Here is a 16,543-nt window from a genome sequence, read left to right as displayed (position 1 = left end):
AATAAACTTAAACCCTAACATGGATGCTTTGCACCGAAAAAACAAGGGGCAAGAAGCGTTTCAATATCAGTAATTGAAACGCTTCGAGGTCGGAGGTTACAGTGCGCGGCAGGCTTCTTGAACAAATGGGTTGTGATTGCCCTGTACTTTTGCAATGCGCTCGTCACGCTCACATTCCCATTTATCGACAGGATAGGTTTTGTTCCAAGCACTCATTAATTGCGTTTGCTGCTTCGACAGTTTGAAACCGTACTCTTTGCTCATGTATAGATAGGTACGAGCAATTGAGCCACGCGCACGGTCTGGTGGCATGACTTTACGCTGCTTAAAGTTCACTTGCATCTCACAGCGACCATAACTCACGCCATCCATACCGTTCCATTGGCTGAAGTTGTAGTTCGAACGGTCACCGTTTACTTCACCAATAGCAGGAGTTAGGTTGTGCAAGTCTGCTTCCATCAAACGAAAAGTTTTGTCTTTTTTCTTACAGTTTTTACGTCCGCCATCTTGCCAGCATTGACGCTGGTGGCCAAATTGCCACGCAGGAACAACGTGCTCCCATTCGATTCGTGCAGCCCGTTTTTCTTGTTTACGGACTTGGTAGCCGCAAGAGGCTAAATCGGGTAAGCCTTTCTTGCCTTGCCATTGAATGTTACAGCCACAGTAGAAGCTTGTTGGATGGTCTTGATAAATTTTGACCGCCTCACGTTTGGCTGCAGAGAATGAGCTCGGTGGCGCGGCAATCGCAGTGCTAGAAAGCGCGATAAGCAACAGAGAGAATAAGTATTTCATGATAAAAGTCTTTATAAAGTATGACTTTATTCATGATAACACGCATAAAATAGCTTTAGTGATGAGTAAGTTAACAATAGTTGGCGAAGGGAAGGTTTTGATCAAATCGATCTTTATTTTGGGAACGCAAGTAACACTATGAGGTAAGGGCTACGATAATTGAATGCCGGTGAAGTTAAGTGGTTGGCGGCATTTTTGACAAGAGTACGTCGCCTCTTTGCGCAGCACTTTATTATGACGGCGAATCGATAGAGGGTAGGTCATACAACCACAACGATACTCAAAGGTTTTACCTTGAACGGATTTTACTTCAAAGCTGTGAGTGGTTTTGGCTGGTACGTTAAATACGGCTTCCATGACGCCTTTCCATTCTTTGCCGTGAGGCCTAACTCGCCCGTAAACCTGATAAGTAATCAGGTGTGCTACTTCATGAGGAATGACTTCATCTAAGAATGCTTGGGTGTTTTCGCGAAATAAAACAGGGTTTAGGCGTACTTGATTTAATTGAAGGTAGGCTTTTCCTGCCGCTTTCCCACGGACGTCGAAGGTGATTGTTGGAATCGGGAAAGAACGTTTGAAAGCTTGTTCCGCCATCGCGATACAGCCCGCCATCACTTGCTTGGCTTTATAGCTGAGTTCTATATCCACAATTCACCTCGATAAATCAAATAAAAAAGCCCCCGCATTGCGAGGGCCAGATCATAGCATCAGTTAATTATGGTGTGTGTTTTTTCTTGATGGTGGCATGGTAAGCGTGCCATGTACCGTAGCCTAGAATTGGCATGGTAAACAACATTCCGATCCCGTAGGTCGCAAAGCCGATAAGAATACCGCCACAGATGATCGCTGCCCAAACAATCATTGCTGGAATGTTGGATTTCACGGCATTAAAGCTGGTAAACACAGCGGTCATCATGTCTACGCGACGCTCCATCATGAGCGGAATAGAAAAGGCTGAAATGCTAAACACCACACAAGCCAAAACAAAGCCAACTAAAGAGCCGATGACAAGGAAGGGTAGGAACTCACTTAAAGGTGCCCCTTGAACAGAAGGGTAGAGTGCATGAAGTAGAGCGGCAATGCGCATCCAAAATATCATACACACTGCGAGTAACACGGCGAACGCCCATTGAGATGTTGAGTTACGACCGATCGCTTTCATTGAATGGAACAAGCTTGCTTTGTGTCCGCGCTCTCTCTCCCAACTGGCATCATACAAGCCCAGCGCGAGAAACGGACCAATTAACATGTAAACAATCAAACTGGGCATGACGACTAAGTGTGTGCCTTGCCACTGTACGAGCAAAACAATGCCTATCGCAGCTGCCATAAAACAGATGCCATAGAAAGCACTAATAAGCGGCATTCGCACGAAATCATGCAGACCTAATGCGAGCCAATGAAAAGGTGCAGAAAGATTGACCGTATTGCACGGTATGGTTCTGGCGTATTCGTTGTCTGGCACTTCCTTTCGCTTGTTGTGGAAGTCCGATGGATTAACAGTTCGAGGCATAACTCCTCCTTGATTTATTCCCACATTATCCGCTTATACCAACTGACAGCGGTTTTTGTTCAGTCAAACTTGAAGCGACTTTTTCAAGTTTACATCTGAGCATTGGCTTAGTTTGGTATCGGCCATAAAGATGCTTAACTCATGTCTTTACTTAAGTGTTGCTTCCACAGTCGCCAGCATCCGACGTCTCTATTTAAATTGGAGTTAACAATATTTTAACTATTGGCGGAGATGGGATAATTTACAAATAATTGCTTAAAATTTATTCGGTATAAAAATGAGGGAGAAACAGGACTGCTTTGTGGGTCAGGGCGGTATGAGCCGAAATGGCTGGATAAAAGTTGCTGAAAATAAAAAGCCCCCGCCATAAGGCGAGGGCTTTGTTGATTCTTGCGTGGCTCGATTACTTGATGCCAGCGAAATCGCGTAGAAGCTCAGCTTTATCAGTCGCTTCCCATGGGAACTCTTCGCGACCGAAGTGACCGTATGCTGCTGTCTTCTTGTAGATTGGTTGAAGTAGGTTAAGCATTTCTTGTAGACCGTATGGACGTAGGTCGAAGAATTGACGAACCGCTTCAATGATGATGTCGTGAGATACTTTCTCGGTACCAAACGTTTCAACCATGATAGACGTTGGATCAGCAACACCGATTGCGTAAGAAAGTTGGATTTCACAACGGTCAGCCATACCAGCCGCTACGATGTTTTTCGCTACGTAACGTGCTGCGTAAGCTGCAGAGCGGTCTACTTTCGATGGATCTTTACCAGAGAATGCACCGCCACCGTGACGAGCTGCACCGCCGTAAGTATCTACGATGATTTTACGACCAGTTAGACCACAGTCACCCATTGGGCCACCAATAACGAAACGACCGGTTGGGTTGATGAAGAAGTTAGTGTCTTTGCTGATCCACTCTGCAGGAAGAACAGGTTTGATGATCTCTTCCATTACTGCTTCACGTAGGTCAGGCGTAGAGATTGAATCACAGTGCTGAGTTGAAAGAACAACAGCATCGATACCAACAATCTTACCTTGGTCGTACTGGAACGTTACCTGAGATTTTGCGTCTGGACGCAACCAAGGTAGTGTGCCGTTTTTACGAACTTCTGCTTGCTTTTCAACAAGACGGTGAGAGTAAGTGATTGGCGCTGGCATGAGTACTTCAGTTTCGTTACATGCGTAACCAAACATGATGCCTTGGTCGCCTGCACCTTGCTCTTTAGGGTCAGCTTTATCAACACCTTGGTTGATATCTGGAGACTGTTTACCGATTGTGTTTAGAACTGCACAAGAGTTCGCGTCAAAGCCCATATCTGAGTGTACGTAGCCGATTTCACGAACGGTTTCACGAGTTAACTCTTCGATGTCAACCCATGCTGAAGTCGTGATTTCACCACCCACCATTACCATACCGGTTTTAACGTAAGTCTCACATGCAACACGAGCCTTTGGATCTTGCTCTAGAATCGCGTCAAGAACCGCATCAGAAATCTGGTCTGCAATTTTATCTGGATGACCTTCTGATACTGACTCAGAAGTAAACAGGTGCTTAGCCATGTTAGCTCCACTATATCTGGTTTAAAACTGAGGAATGATAAACTCCCCAGCGCAAATTAATACTAATATTTGTAGGTGTATCTACATCTAGACGTCTATTCTAATTTTGATTGCTCGAATTACAAGCTCTTTTTTGGTTTTTGTTATAACCAAACGTTTGCTTGAATTATTGATAATTTTTAGAACTTCGATGTATTTGAACTGAAAGGTGCAATATTTGTGAGGTTTTGGGTTGGAAAACGTTTGCACACCCCACTTGGCTTTGAGAGAATTGTGACCTCTTTTTTCGTTTCGCTTAATGTACTCAGGAGCAGACATGTCGTCTCGTAAACATCTTGCCAATGCAATTCGTGCTCTAAGCATGGATGGTGTTCAACAAGCTAACTCTGGCCACCCAGGCGCACCTATGGGTATGGCTGATATCGCTGAAGTTCTTTGGCGCTCTCACCTAAACCACAACCCAGCTAACCCAGAGTGGGCAGATCGCGACCGTTTTGTACTTTCAAACGGCCACGGTTCTATGCTGATCTACTCTCTACTGCACTTGAGCGGTTACGAGCTATCTATCGATGATCTGAAAAACTTCCGTCAGCTTCACTCTAAGACTCCAGGTCACCCAGAGTACGGCTACGCACCAGGCATCGAAACGACAACAGGTCCTCTAGGTCAAGGTATCACGAACGCTGTTGGTATGGCTCTAGCAGAAAAAGCGCTAGCAGCACAATTCAACAAAGAAGGCCACGACATCATTGACCATTTCACTTACGTGTTCATGGGTGATGGCTGTCTGATGGAAGGTATCTCGCATGAGGCATGTTCTCTTGCTGGTACTCTAGGCCTAGGTAAACTGATCGCATTTTGGGATGACAACGGCATCTCTATCGATGGTCACGTTGAAGGTTGGTTCTCTGACGATACACCTAAGCGTTTCGAAGCGTACGGTTGGCACGTAATCCCAGCAGTAGATGGCCACGATTCTGAAGCAATCAACGCAGCGATTGAAGCTGCAAAAGCAGATCCTCGTCCTACGCTAATTTGTACGAAGACTATCATCGGTTTTGGTTCTCCAAACAAATCGGGTTCTCACGACTGTCACGGTGCACCACTAGGCGCTGAAGAAATCGCAGCAGCACGTGAATTCCTAGGTTGGGAACACCCTGCATTTGAAATCCCTGCTGATGTATACGCAGAGTGGGATGCAAAAGCAGCTGGCGCTGAAAAAGAAGCGGCGTGGAACGCGAAGTTCGAAGCATACGCAGCGGCTTACCCAACAGAAGCAGCAGAGCTTAAGCGTCGTCTAAACGGCGAACTTCCTGCAGAGTGGGAAGAGAAAGCAAACCAAATCATTGCTGATCTTCAAGCAAACCCAGCAAACATTGCGTCACGTAAAGCATCTCAAAATGCTCTAGAAGCTTTCGGTCAAATGCTACCAGAATTCATGGGCGGCTCTGCTGACCTAGCACCTTCTAACCTGACCATGTGGTCTGGTTCTAAGTCTCTAGAAATGGAGGACTTCTCTGGCAACTACATCCACTACGGTGTGCGTGAATTCGGTATGACCGCTATCATCAACGGTATCGCATTGCACGGTGGTTTCGTTCCTTACGGCGCAACATTCCTAATGTTCATGGAATACGCTCGTAACGCAATGCGTATGGCTGCGCTGATGAAAATTCAGAACATCCAAGTTTACACGCATGATTCGATCGGTCTTGGCGAAGATGGCCCAACTCACCAACCTGTTGAGCAAATGGCGTCTCTACGTGTAACTCCAAACATGAGCACATGGCGCCCATGTGACCAAGTTGAGTCTGCAGTTGCATGGAAACTAGCGATTGAACGTAAAGATGCACCAACTGCACTTATCTTCTCTCGTCAAAACCTAGCGCAACAAGAGCGTACTGCTGAACAAGTCGCAGACATCGCGAAAGGTGCTTACATCCTGAAAGATAGCGAAGGTAAGCCTGAGCTAATCCTTATCGCAACAGGTTCTGAGGTTGAGCTTGCAGTGAAAGCCGCTGAGCAACTAACTTCAGAAGGCAAGAAAGTACGCGTTGTTTCAATGCCATCAACAGATGCTTTCGACAAACAAGACGCCGCTTACCGTGAAGCTGTACTGCCATCAGACGTAACGGCACGTATCGCTATTGAAGCGGGCATTGCTGATTTCTGGTACAAGTACGTTGGCTTCGACGGTCGCATCATCGGTATGACAACATTCGGTGAATCTGCACCTGCTGGTCAGCTATTCGAGATGTTTGGCTTCACGACTGAAAACGTAGTGAACACAGCAAAAGAATTGCTAGCGTAATTGCAGGACCGTCTAAACAGTCGAACGTAAACGACGATTGTTAAACGCTAAAGTTAGAAAGGCCATCATTATGATGGCCTTTTTATTTTTGTCAGGTTTTCCAACCTTGTGGAATGCTTTGGTGAATGCAGTCTAAAAGTACGGATAAGCGCAGTGGTGGTCGTCCTGCTGGTGTATAGCAGTTAATGGAAATAGGCTCAGAAAGCCAACCTTCTAAGCAAGGTGTGATTCGCCCTGGGTGATGTTTCTCATAGCCGAATGCTGTCCAAGTCGGCAGCAGTCCAATACCATGACCATTCGCGATACTGTCTATTTGCATTGCTATGTTGTCGCTGTATAACCGACTAACAAAGGGTTCTAAAAAGAACTCACCGTGTTGAGGGTGTGCTAGCATCAATCCATTTTCTTGCACTGAACCAAAATCGATCCATGGATGTGCTTCAAGTTCTTTGGGGTGCGGTATAGGCCCATGTTGTTTTAGATAATTTGGAGAGGCAAAAGGCGTATAGCGAAATACCCCCAGCACTTCTTTTCGCCAGTCTAGCTCTTTACGTTCACCGAGCCAGATGAACAAATCTGGGTCATGATGCGCCTCAGAAAAGTCACTGGTAAGTTGAACTCTAACATCGGGATTATCAGCAAGAAAACGATTGAGTACGCCGCCGAGCCAGCTTCTAACTAAGGCAGTATGACAAACAATATGCAGTGGCCCTGAAACTTGGTTCGTTAAACCTTGCAGTGCATCATAACTCTCTTCGCTTAACTCAAGAATCTGGCGGCTGTAGTGGGCAAAGATTTCTCCAGCTCTTGTCAGAACTAATCGATTACCTTGTCTGGCGGTTAGAGCCTGACCGAAGTCTTCTTCTAATTGTGCCAAGCGACGACTTAGCGTTGATTTTGGCTGATTAAGGGCTTTAGCAGCGGCTGTCAAACTTTTATGCTGATTGAGCGCATCAAAGGCTCTAATTGATGCTAAGTCGTGCATATTTCTTTTACTCCTTACTGCGTTATGTACGAGTTCCATAAATGGAAAGAACCGTTCCATAACTCTCACTATGCATCTCATTCTATTTGTGAATAATTCACTTTCGAAAATAATAATCATTATCAATTATGGAGATGTAGATGTCTACTCTTAGACTGCCAGTTATTACCGCAACTGGTATTTTAGCCTTCGTCAGTGTCCCTCATGTTTTTGCCAATGATGCAGTTTCTAAAATGGAAACAGTGGTTGTAACTGCATCAAGCTACGAGCAATCTCAAGCGGACGCGCCTGCAAGTATTAGTGTTATTTCACGTGAGGAGTTGGACTCCCGTTATTACCGCGATGTGACTGATGCACTAAAAAGTGTGCCAGGTGTTGTCGTGACAGGTGGTGGTGATACCACCGACATTAGTATCCGTGGTATGGGTTCTAAATACACTTTGATACTGGTCGACGGTAAACGTCAAAGCACGCGTGAAACTCGTCCAAATAGTGACGGTCCTGGTATCGAACAAGGTTGGTTACCTCCTCTTCAAGCGATTGAGCGAATCGAAGTTATTCGTGGCCCAATGTCGACGCTTTACGGTTCTGATGCGATTGGTGGTGTGATTAACGTCATCACACGAAAAGATGCGCTAGAGTGGACAGGTAATGTTCAACTGGGCACGGTACTACAAGAGAATAGCCGCTCAGGGGGAGAGCAGAGCGCGAACTTTTTCGTTAATGGTCCGTTGGCTGAAAATTTATCTCTCCAAGTATATGGTCAGTACACAACCAGAGAAGAAGATGACATCGAATACGGTTATGAAGATAAAGATATGCAGAGTATCTCTTCAAAACTGACTTACCAGATTAATGAGCGCCATTCGGTGCAATTAGAAGGTGGCACGTCGGCACAAAGTCGTCGTGGCAATGTGGGCCTTTCAGTGCCGACCACAGGGTGTCGTGGTGGGTGTGAAGATTCACTGAATGAATATCGTCGTAATTACGTAACGGTAAGCCACAACGGTGATTGGGATTCGGTCGGAATTTCAGATACTTACTTACAGCGAGAAGAGAGCGAGAACAAATCTCGTGAGATGACGATCACCAACACCACGTTCAAATCGAGCTTGGTGACTGGTATTGGAAACCATACGTTGACGACGGGTGTGGACGCTACTCATGCAGAGCTTGAGGATTTCACCTCCAACAAAGCGTCATCGAAGACTGAAACATCGAATACGCAGTGGGCTGTTTTCATTGAAGATGAATGGAGAATTGCTGATCCGTTTAGCGTTACGCTTGGCGGCCGTCTAGATCATGACGAAAACTATGGCGCGCATTTTAGTCCGCGTGTTTACGGTGTATGGCGAGTTGATCCGTCTTGGACGGTGAAAGGCGGTGTGGCAACAGGTTTCCGTTCTCCACAATTACGTGAAATTACTCCTGGCTGGGCGCAAGTCAGTGGTGGCGGTAATATCTACGGTAACCCAGATCTTGACCCTGAAACGTCGCTAAACAAAGAAATCAGCGTCTTGTATCAAGGTGATTCTGGCTTAGATGTCTCTTTGACAGCGTTCCATAACGAATTCAAAGACAAGATCACACGTGTTGTTTGTCCAGACACTATCTGTACTGATGGTCCAAACCAATGGGGCGCAGATCCAACGTACCGTATTAACGTGGATGAAGCCGTCACACAAGGTATTGAAGCGACCTTAGCATCGCCGTTAACGGAAACCATTTACCTTAGCTCGAGCTACACATTTACCGACTCAGAGCAAAAAACAGGTGAATACAAAGGCATGCCGCTGCAGCAGTTACCAAAGCATCTGTTTAATGTGGATGTGACTTGGCAAACGACAACAGATCTAGAGAGCTGGGCGAAAGTCACGTACCGAGGTAAAGAAATGGATCCGGTTACTGGCCCATCAAGAAACAGTATTGTAGAACCAGCTTATACCTTTGTGGACGCCGGTGTGACATACCAGTTAACCGACAATACTCGTATTAAAGGCGCTATCTATAACTTGCTGGACGAGGAAATCAGTTACGAAGAATATGGATATATTGAAGATGGTCGTCGCTACTGGTTAGGTTTAGACGTCGCATTTTAATTATCTATCGTTGTAATAAGGTCGAGCATAGTCTCGACCTTTTTTAATCCTGCTTTACTTTGATTCAACAGGTGCGTTTGTCAGCCTGATCAGGTAGTATCTGTGACACGAAATTTTTGGTAGGGCGAAGGATAAATGCTAAAGGTTGCGATCAATGGATTTGGACGTATAGGTCGTAATGTTCTGCGAGCGGTGTATGAAAGCGGAAAACACCAGCAGATCAAGGTTGTGGCGGTAAACGAACTAGCACAGCCAGAGGCGATGGCACACCTACTGCAATATGACACCAGTCATGGTCGCTTTGGTAAAAAAATTTCCCATGACCAAGAACATTTGCATGTTCATCATGACAGCGGTGAATATGATTCCATTCGCATTCTCCATCTCTCCGAAATCGAATTACTTCCTTGGCGTGATTTAGAAGTTGATATCGTCTTGGATTGCACTGGCGTATTTGGTTCGCAAGCGGATGGGCAAGCGCATATAGAAGCTGGCGCGAAGAAAGTACTGTTTTCGCACCCGGGTGCAAACGACCTAGATAATACGATTATCTATGGCGTGAACCACGAAACTCTGAAAGACGAGCACCGTGTTGTCTCCAATGGCTCTTGCACCACCAACTGTATCGTTCCCATCATTAAAGTATTAGACGAAGCCTTCGGCATAGAGTCTGGCACCATTACGACAATTCATTCGTCCATGAACGATCAACAAGTAATCGATGCGTATCATAACGACTTACGCCGTACCCGCGCTGCAAGCCAATCTATTATTCCGGTGGACACTAAGTTGCATAAGGGGATTGAAAGAATCTTCCCGAAATTTTCCAACAAATTCGAAGCAATTTCTGTTCGTGTTCCAACGGTTAACGTCACTGCAATGGATTTAAGTGTCACAATTAGTACAAATGTGAAAGTTAATGACGTAAATCAAACCATTGTTAACGCATCTCAGTGTACATTACGTAACATTGTTGACTATACTGAATCGCCACTCGTTTCCATCGACTTTAACCACGACCCCCATAGTGCGATTGTGGATGGAAGCCAGACTAGAGTGAGTAACGGGCAACTCGTAAAAATGCTCGTTTGGTGCGACAACGAATGGGGCTTTGCTAACCGGATGCTGGATACTGCCTTAGCAATGCAAGCTTCTTCGCAAGTGGAACAGTAATGACGAAGAAGTGATGGAGAATTTTTATTTCAAGCCTTGAAATAAATCCATAATATCTCCATATCTATAACCAGTTTGAAGAATTAACAGGCTTGGCAGGGTTGCCGAGTTTTCAAAAACTTTAATTATTAAATATTTGAGAGGACACATCATGTCTGTAATCAAGATGACTGACCTGGATCTTGCAGGTAAACGTGTATTTATCCGTGCTGACCTAAACGTGCCAGTAAAAGACGGTAAAGTAACTTCGGATGCACGTATCATCGCATCTCTTCCAACTATTAAGCACTGCCTAGAAGCAGGCGCTAAAGTAATGGTTACGTCTCACCTAGGTCGCCCAACTGAAGGTGAATACGCTGAAGAGTTCTCTCTACAACCAGTTGTTAACTACCTAAACGACGCACTAGATTGCGAAGTGAAGCTAGCAAAAGACTACCTAGATGGCCTAGAGCTAAATGCGGGTGAACTTGTTGTTCTTGAAAACGTTCGCTTCAACAAAGGCGAAAAGAAAAACGACGAAGAGCTATCTAAGAAATACGCAGCACTATGTGACGTATTCGTAATGGACGCATTCGGTACGGCTCACCGTGCTCAAGCATCTACTCACGGCGTTGGTATGCACGCAGACGTAGCATGTGCTGGTCCTCTACTAGCGAACGAACTAGAAGCGCTAGGCAAAGCAATGGACAAGCCAGCTCGTCCAATGGTTGCTATCGTAGGTGGTTCAAAAGTTTCTACTAAGCTAACGGTTCTTGAGTCTCTATCTAAAATCGCTGACCAACTCGTTGTTGGTGGTGGTATTGCTAACACATTCATCGCAGCTGCTGGCCACAACGTTGGTAAGTCTCTATACGAAGCAGACCTAGTTGAAACAGCTAAGAAGCTAATGGACGAGTGTGCAATTCCAGTAGCAACTGACGTTGCATGTGCGAAAGCATTCGACGAGAACGCAGAAGCTGAAATTAAGCACGTTTCTGAAGTACAAGACGACGACATGATCTTCGACCTTGGTCCAGATTCAACAGCTGAACTAGCTGAAATCCTTAAAAACGCTAAGACTATCCTATGGAATGGTCCAGTAGGCGTATTCGAATTCAAGAACTTCGAAGCAGGTACTAAAGGTATCTCTGAAGCTATCGCAGCTTCTGAAGGCTTCTCTGTTGCAGGCGGTGGTGACACGCTAGCAGCTATCGACAAGTTCGGTATCAAAGCGGATGTATCTTACATCTCTACTGGCGGTGGCGCTTTCCTTGAGTTCGTAGAAGGTAAAGTTCTTCCAGCAGTAGAAATGCTAGAAGCACGCGCTAAGTAATTAAAGCAAAGCGGGGGAGTGATTCTCCCGCTTTCTTGTTTGCTGCAACGTGTGAGGAACTCTGCTAGAATAGCCTCAGTTGTGAGCAAACGTTTGCAAGATTTTCAACTTAACAAGTTTTGTTTAAAAACGACAGATAAATAGGATTACATCCATGTCTAAGATCTTCGACTTCGTAAAACCAGGTGTTATCTCTGGCGATGACGTTCAGAAAGTATTTGAAGTTGCAAAAGAAAACAGCTTTGCACTTCCAGCAGTAAACTGTGTGGGTACTGACTCTGTAAACGCAGTACTTGAAGCAGCTGCAAAAGTTAAAGCTCCAGTTATCGTTCAGTTCTCTAACGGTGGCGCTGCTTTCTTTGCTGGTAAAGGTCTAAAACTTGAAGGTCAAGAAGCTCAAATCCTAGGTGCTGTTGCTGGTGCGAAATACGTTCACGCTGTAGCTGAAGCTTACGGTGTTCCAGTAATCCTACACACTGACCACGCAGCTAAGAAACTACTTCCTTGGATCGACGGTCTACTAGACGCTGGTGAAGAGTACTTCGCGCAAACTGGTAAGCCACTATTCTCTTCTCACATGATCGACCTTTCTGAAGAGTCTCTAGAAGAGAACATCGAAATTTCTGCTAAGTACCTAGAGCGCATGGCTAAAATGAACATGACTCTAGAAATCGAACTAGGTTGTACTGGTGGTGAAGAAGACGGCGTTGACAACTCTGATATGGATGCGTCTGAACTATACACTTCTCCAGAAGACGTTGCATACGCATACGAGAAACTAAGCGCAATCAGCCACCGTTTCACTATCGCAGCATCTTTCGGTAACGTACACGGCGTATACAAGCCAGGTAACGTTGTACTAACTCCAACTATCCTACGTGATTCTCAAGCGCACGTTTCTGAGAAATTCGGTCTTCCAGCGAACTCTCTAAACTTCGTATTCCACGGCGGTTCAGGTTCTTCTCTAGAAGAAATCCGTGAATCTATCGGCTACGGTGTAATCAAAATGAACATCGATACTGATACACAGTGGGCTACTTGGGATGGTATCCGTAAGTTCGAAGCTGAAAACCACGATTACCTACAAGGTCAGATCGGTAACCCAACTGGTGAAGATGCACCAAACAAGAAGTACTACGATCCACGCGTATGGCTACGTGCAGGCCAAGCTTCAATGGTTACTCGTCTAGAGCAAGCATTTGCTGACCTTAACGCAGTTGACGTACTATAATCGTTACTGATTAAGTTACCTAAAAACCCGCTCTTTGAGCGGGTTTTTTTATGTCTATCATTTTTTTCCCGGCTGCTTTCTCCCGATATTTTTATGCGTTAGATTGTATTTGCTAGTGAGATATCTCACCTTTAACGTTTTTTTAAAGAAAACATGGGAATATCAGTCTTAAGAGTGGCGAAATCAGAGTGCATTGCGTAACCTGTAACAAGTCAGTGTCAGAAAGCTCTGATAAAGTCTTGTTTTGCATATCTTTGCGAAACTCTGACTTTGAAAAAAGTCAGAGTTGGGATATTGTGCCAAAAATCTGACACTGTTCAGTGGAGCAATAGGGATGTTGTTTTAGAAAAGAGCCTTTAAAAAACAAGGTTCATAAATTAACGGCAATTGGATTTATATCTCTTTATTTTTGAGGATAAGAATTATGGCAGGTGAATCGGTGGGTATCGATACCACTTTAACGGATGGTCTAACTCAGGCTGAAACTTGGCTGACAAACAATTCAGATCTACTGGTTCAGTACGGTGTGAACATTATCTCTGCGCTGCTTATTCTGTTTATCGGTAATCTTATCGTTAAGGCAGTCGCTGGTAGTGTTTCTAAAGTACTAGAAAAGAAAAACATGGATAAGGCCGTCGTTGAATTTATTCACGGTCTTGTTCGTTACTTGCTATTTGTAATCGTGCTAATCGCGGCTCTTGGTCGATTAGGAGTTCAAACCGCTTCTGTTGTTGCTGTGATTGGTGCGGCAGGTCTTGCTGTTGGTCTTGCACTACAAGGTTCACTATCAAACTTTGCAGCAGGCGTACTTATTGTTGCGTTCCGTCCATTCAAATCAGGCGACTACGTAGAAATCGGTGGTGTAGCGGGTAGTGTTGAAGCAATTCAAATCTTCCAAACAGTTCTAAAAACACCAGACAACAAAATGGTTGTTGTGCCTAACTCTTCAGTTATCGGCGGTGCCATTACTAACTACTCTCGCCATGCGACACGACGTGTCGACCTAGTGATTGGTGTTTCATACAAAGCTGACCTTAAACTAACGAAGAAAGTGATTCGTGAGACGCTAGAGAAAGATCCACGTATCTTGAAAGACCCAGATATCACAATTGGTGTACTTACGTTAGCAGACTCTTCAGTTAACTTTGTGGTTCGTCCATGGGTGAAAACTGCAGATTACTGGGGCGTATACTTTGATGCAATGCAAGGTATTAAAGAAGCATTGGATGAAAATGGTATCGAGATTCCATTCCCACAAATGGATGTTCACCTGAACAAAGTCGACGCTTAATCAAAAGCAGTCGATATTCAAAAGCGAGGCCAATAGGCCTCGCTTTTTTATACTTCGTAAAGGGTGTGATGACCAGCAAGTAAGAGGCGTTTTAGATGTTTACCTGCAAATCCAAATGTGAACTCAGGTAAGCCAGGCGTATAGAGCAACTCTTGATGTTGATAGAGATTGGTATCAACAATGATAGTGATGTATTCCGGTAAGCCTATTGGGCAAACCGCGCCGGGTACGCAACCTAACACTTCGACCATTTCATCGTCATTACAAATAGAGGGACGTTTACCTGTAATCGCTTTAATCTGCTTGGCATCGAGGCGCGAGTCCTTATCTGTCAGATAAACCGCGTAACCTTGTCCTTTGAGTGTTAAAAAGAGGCTTTTGGTATGCGTACCCGTCCAACCAAGCTCTCTCGCAATGCGTATATCTGTCTCAAAGTCTAAGATGGCTTCGTGCTGCCATTCCCGAAAAGGAATAGAGAGCGCGTTGAATCGCTCTCTATTGTTGTTATAAATACGTTTTAGTGACTCCATGTCTTTGCTGCCTTACTACCTTATGATTACCAATACTTATCAATAAGCTCACTCGCTAAGATATACGCTATTGTGAACATCATCATTGCGATTGCAATGTCGATGGTTTTTTTCACTTTTGGTTTAGAGAGTGTTGGACCTAGTTTGGCGGCTCCTATCGATAAAGTGTAGAACCAAACAAAGGAAGCCATAATCGTACCTAGTGCAAAAGCAATGCGATCATGGCCTTCAAATTGTCCACCGATCGAACCTAGAATAACGACTGTATCTAAATATAAGTGCGGATTAAGCACAGTGACGGCTAACGCACCTAGAATAACCGTTCGACGACCTCGAGCTACGATCTCCCCTTTTGATTCCGATTCACTCTCTGGCTTAAAAGCACTTTTTAGTGAGAGCAGTCCATAGAAGCTCAAGAAAGCAATACCACCAAGTGTCACCGACGTCAGTAAGATTTCATTTTGAGACAGAATTGCACCACCACCAAAAATACCTAGAGAGATGAAAATCATATCTAGCACGCTACAAATAGTGGCGGTTGTTAGGTGGTGGTTACGCTTTATGCCTTGATTTAAAACATACGCATTTTGCGCCCCGATCGGAATGATCATTGATGCTCCTAAACCAAAACCTTGCAATAGAACCCACAAGCTCACACTTCACCTCACTTCAAAATAACAAATACATTTACAGAAAGGGGAAAGATAAAGCGTTTATCTAAATAAGTATAATTAATGATTTTAATCTTACATTAGATGGACTAATTTAACGGGAGGCGTTTGATCAAGAGTGAGAGGAAAGGTATGCGAGGGTTAGATTACAAATGGATTGAGGCATTAGACGCTATAGTTTATCAGGGTAGCTTTGAGCGTGCTGCCGAGCATTTATTTGTTTCTCAATCCGCCATTTCTCAACGTATCAAGCAGTTAGAGAAGTTTCTCGCGCAGCCTGTTTTAATTCGAAGCCAGCCACCTAAGCCAACGCTAATTGGTAAAAAATTGTTGGGTCTTTATCGGCGAGTACGCTTGCTAGAGCATGAAATTCTCCCCGAATTAAAAAATGATACCAGTACGCGACCTGTGCAACTCTCTTTAGCGACTAATGCAGATAGCCTTGCAACATGGCTACTGCCAGCGCTGCAAAATGTTATGAAGCAGCGTCAAGTTGAACTAAAACTGACTATCTATGGTGAATACCGCTCTATTGAAAAACTCAAAAGTGGCGAAGTGACAGGAGCGATCAGCTTGGAGTCCCAGCCAATCCCCGGATGCAGAGCAGACTATTTAGGTCGCATCGATTATGTTTGTGTCGCGAGCCCAGAGTTCTATCAGCGTTATTTTTCTAAAGGCGTAAATAATCAGACATTGGCAAAAGCACCGGCCGTTTCATATGACCAATATGATGATCTACATAAAACATTTCTTACCGAGCATTTTAACGTCAATCCTGACAGCGTTATTCATCACAACATCAGTAGTTCTGAAGCGTTTCTAAAAGTGGCGTTAGCTGGTGTTGCTTATTGCTTGATCCCCCGCTTGCAAATTACCGACGAATTAGACAGAGGTGTGTTGGTTGATGTGACTCCAGGTTTTTTAATGTCCCATCGGATTTATTGGCACCACTGGCAGTTAGAAACTGGGGTATTACAAGAAATCTCACACGCGATAGTGGGGTATGCGCAGCAGCATCTACCTCAATAAGTTTGTCAGAGCTGCATATCGTTAACTTAAGTGTGTTTTGTTTAAAAA

At 44.7% G+C, this 16,543-nt stretch carries 14 protein-coding genes; 7 read left to right on the top strand and 7 right to left on the bottom strand.

What is annotated here, in order from left to right; all coding sequences use genetic code 11:
• Positions 1-96: 96 nt before the first annotated feature.
• From endA to metK, 4 genes are all read right to left on the bottom strand, one after another.
• On the bottom strand, positions 97-792 hold the full coding sequence (endA, locus tag R7D93_RS12825; RefSeq protein ID WP_025768831.1) for a deoxyribonuclease I: 696 nt from the start codon (positions 790-792) through the stop codon (positions 97-99).
• A gap of 150 nt (positions 793-942) precedes the next feature.
• Positions 943-1,440 (bottom strand): SprT family zinc-dependent metalloprotease, encoded by a 498-nt coding sequence (locus R7D93_RS12820; RefSeq protein WP_005381025.1) that lies wholly within the window; start codon positions 1,438-1,440, stop codon positions 943-945.
• A gap of 67 nt (positions 1,441-1,507) precedes the next feature.
• On the bottom strand, positions 1,508-2,305 hold the full coding sequence (locus R7D93_RS12815) for a DUF2189 domain-containing protein (RefSeq protein WP_005381026.1): 798 nt from the start codon (positions 2,303-2,305) through the stop codon (positions 1,508-1,510).
• Positions 2,306-2,708: 403 nt separating this feature from the next.
• Positions 2,709-3,863 carry a methionine adenosyltransferase gene (gene metK, locus R7D93_RS12810; RefSeq protein WP_005461723.1) on the bottom strand — a complete coding sequence of 385 codons (1,155 nt, stop codon included), beginning with the start codon at positions 3,861-3,863 and terminating at the stop codon, positions 2,709-2,711.
• Positions 3,864-4,179: 316 nt separating this feature from the next.
• Between metK and tkt the strand changes: the two genes are divergently transcribed.
• Entirely contained in the window at positions 4,180-6,174 is a 1,995-nt protein-coding gene (gene tkt, locus R7D93_RS12805; protein WP_225496713.1) for a transketolase, read from the top strand.
• A gap of 91 nt (positions 6,175-6,265) precedes the next feature.
• Here the strand turns inward: tkt and R7D93_RS12800 are convergent, their stop codons facing one another.
• Positions 6,266-7,159, bottom strand: coding sequence for a LysR family transcriptional regulator (locus R7D93_RS12800; protein WP_085570063.1), 894 nt, complete (start codon positions 7,157-7,159; stop codon positions 6,266-6,268).
• Between the two features lie 140 nt (positions 7,160-7,299).
• Here R7D93_RS12800 and R7D93_RS12795 point away from each other — a divergent pair, with 140 nt between their 5' ends.
• From R7D93_RS12795 to mscS, 5 genes are all read left to right on the top strand, one after another.
• Positions 7,300-9,258 carry a ligand-gated channel protein gene (locus R7D93_RS12795; protein ID WP_065274858.1) on the top strand — a complete coding sequence of 653 codons (1,959 nt, stop codon included), beginning with the start codon at positions 7,300-7,302 and terminating at the stop codon, positions 9,256-9,258.
• Positions 9,259-9,393: 135 nt separating this feature from the next.
• Positions 9,394-10,431: an erythrose-4-phosphate dehydrogenase gene (gene epd, locus R7D93_RS12790; RefSeq protein ID WP_005384545.1), complete on the top strand. Its 1,038-nt coding sequence runs from the start codon at positions 9,394-9,396 to the stop codon at positions 10,429-10,431.
• Between the two features lie 151 nt (positions 10,432-10,582).
• On the top strand, positions 10,583-11,743 hold the full coding sequence (locus tag R7D93_RS12785) for a phosphoglycerate kinase (protein ID WP_005384547.1): 1,161 nt from the start codon (positions 10,583-10,585) through the stop codon (positions 11,741-11,743).
• Positions 11,744-11,897: 154 nt separating this feature from the next.
• A complete protein-coding gene (gene fbaA / locus R7D93_RS12780) occupies positions 11,898-12,974 on the top strand; it encodes a class II fructose-bisphosphate aldolase (RefSeq protein WP_005380996.1) in 1,077 nt (358 codons plus the stop codon).
• Between the two features lie 424 nt (positions 12,975-13,398).
• Positions 13,399-14,265 carry a small-conductance mechanosensitive channel MscS gene (gene mscS / locus R7D93_RS12775; RefSeq protein ID WP_005380995.1) on the top strand — a complete coding sequence of 289 codons (867 nt, stop codon included), beginning with the start codon at positions 13,399-13,401 and terminating at the stop codon, positions 14,263-14,265.
• Positions 14,266-14,312: 47 nt separating this feature from the next.
• On the opposite strand, the gene R7D93_RS12770 is transcribed toward mscS, so the two are convergent.
• Positions 14,313-14,795 (bottom strand): YbaK/EbsC family protein, encoded by a 483-nt coding sequence (locus R7D93_RS12770; RefSeq protein ID WP_017633558.1) that lies wholly within the window; start codon positions 14,793-14,795, stop codon positions 14,313-14,315.
• A 26-nt stretch (positions 14,796-14,821) separates the two neighbouring features.
• On the bottom strand, positions 14,822-15,451 hold the full coding sequence (locus R7D93_RS12765; protein WP_025998531.1) for a LysE/ArgO family amino acid transporter: 630 nt from the start codon (positions 15,449-15,451) through the stop codon (positions 14,822-14,824).
• Between the two features lie 147 nt (positions 15,452-15,598).
• Between R7D93_RS12765 and R7D93_RS12760 the strand changes: the two genes are divergently transcribed.
• Positions 15,599-16,495: a LysR family transcriptional regulator ArgP gene (locus R7D93_RS12760; protein ID WP_025768836.1), complete on the top strand. Its 897-nt coding sequence runs from the start codon at positions 15,599-15,601 to the stop codon at positions 16,493-16,495.
• The last annotated feature ends 48 nt before the right edge of the window (positions 16,496-16,543 follow it).

It is taken from the genome of Vibrio sp. YT-15, assembly GCF_033337445.1.
GTDB classification, from domain to species: Bacteria; Pseudomonadota; Gammaproteobacteria; order Enterobacterales; family Vibrionaceae; genus Vibrio; species Vibrio alginolyticus.
Note: the sequence above shows the minus strand (reverse complement) of the source record. Positions and strands in the feature narration are given on the sequence as shown.

Bases quoted from the DNA above. Each gene is read 5' to 3' on its own strand.
- R7D93_RS12815 (WP_005381026.1), bottom strand. From the start codon at position 2,305: ATGCCTCGAACTGTTAATCCATCGGACTTCCACAACAAGCGAAAGGAA.
- epd (WP_005384545.1), top strand. From the start codon at position 9,394: ATGCTAAAGGTTGCGATCAATGGATTTGGACGTATAGGTCGTAATGTT.
- R7D93_RS12770 (WP_017633558.1), bottom strand. From the start codon at position 14,795: ATGGAGTCACTAAAACGTATTTATAACAACAATAGAGAGCGATTCAAC.
- R7D93_RS12800 (WP_085570063.1), bottom strand. From the start codon at position 7,159: ATGCACGACTTAGCATCAATTAGAGCCTTTGATGCGCTCAATCAGCAT.
- metK (WP_005461723.1), bottom strand. From the start codon at position 3,863: ATGGCTAAGCACCTGTTTACTTCTGAGTCAGTATCAGAAGGTCATCCA.
- endA (WP_025768831.1), bottom strand. From the start codon at position 792: ATGAAATACTTATTCTCTCTGTTGCTTATCGCGCTTTCTAGCACTGCG.
- mscS (WP_005380995.1), top strand. From the start codon at position 13,399: ATGGCAGGTGAATCGGTGGGTATCGATACCACTTTAACGGATGGTCTA.
- fbaA (WP_005380996.1), top strand. From the start codon at position 11,898: ATGTCTAAGATCTTCGACTTCGTAAAACCAGGTGTTATCTCTGGCGAT.
- R7D93_RS12785 (WP_005384547.1), top strand. From the start codon at position 10,583: ATGTCTGTAATCAAGATGACTGACCTGGATCTTGCAGGTAAACGTGTA.
- R7D93_RS12760 (WP_025768836.1), top strand. From the start codon at position 15,599: ATGCGAGGGTTAGATTACAAATGGATTGAGGCATTAGACGCTATAGTT.
- tkt (WP_225496713.1), top strand. From the start codon at position 4,180: ATGTCGTCTCGTAAACATCTTGCCAATGCAATTCGTGCTCTAAGCATG.
- R7D93_RS12795 (WP_065274858.1), top strand. From the start codon at position 7,300: ATGTCTACTCTTAGACTGCCAGTTATTACCGCAACTGGTATTTTAGCC.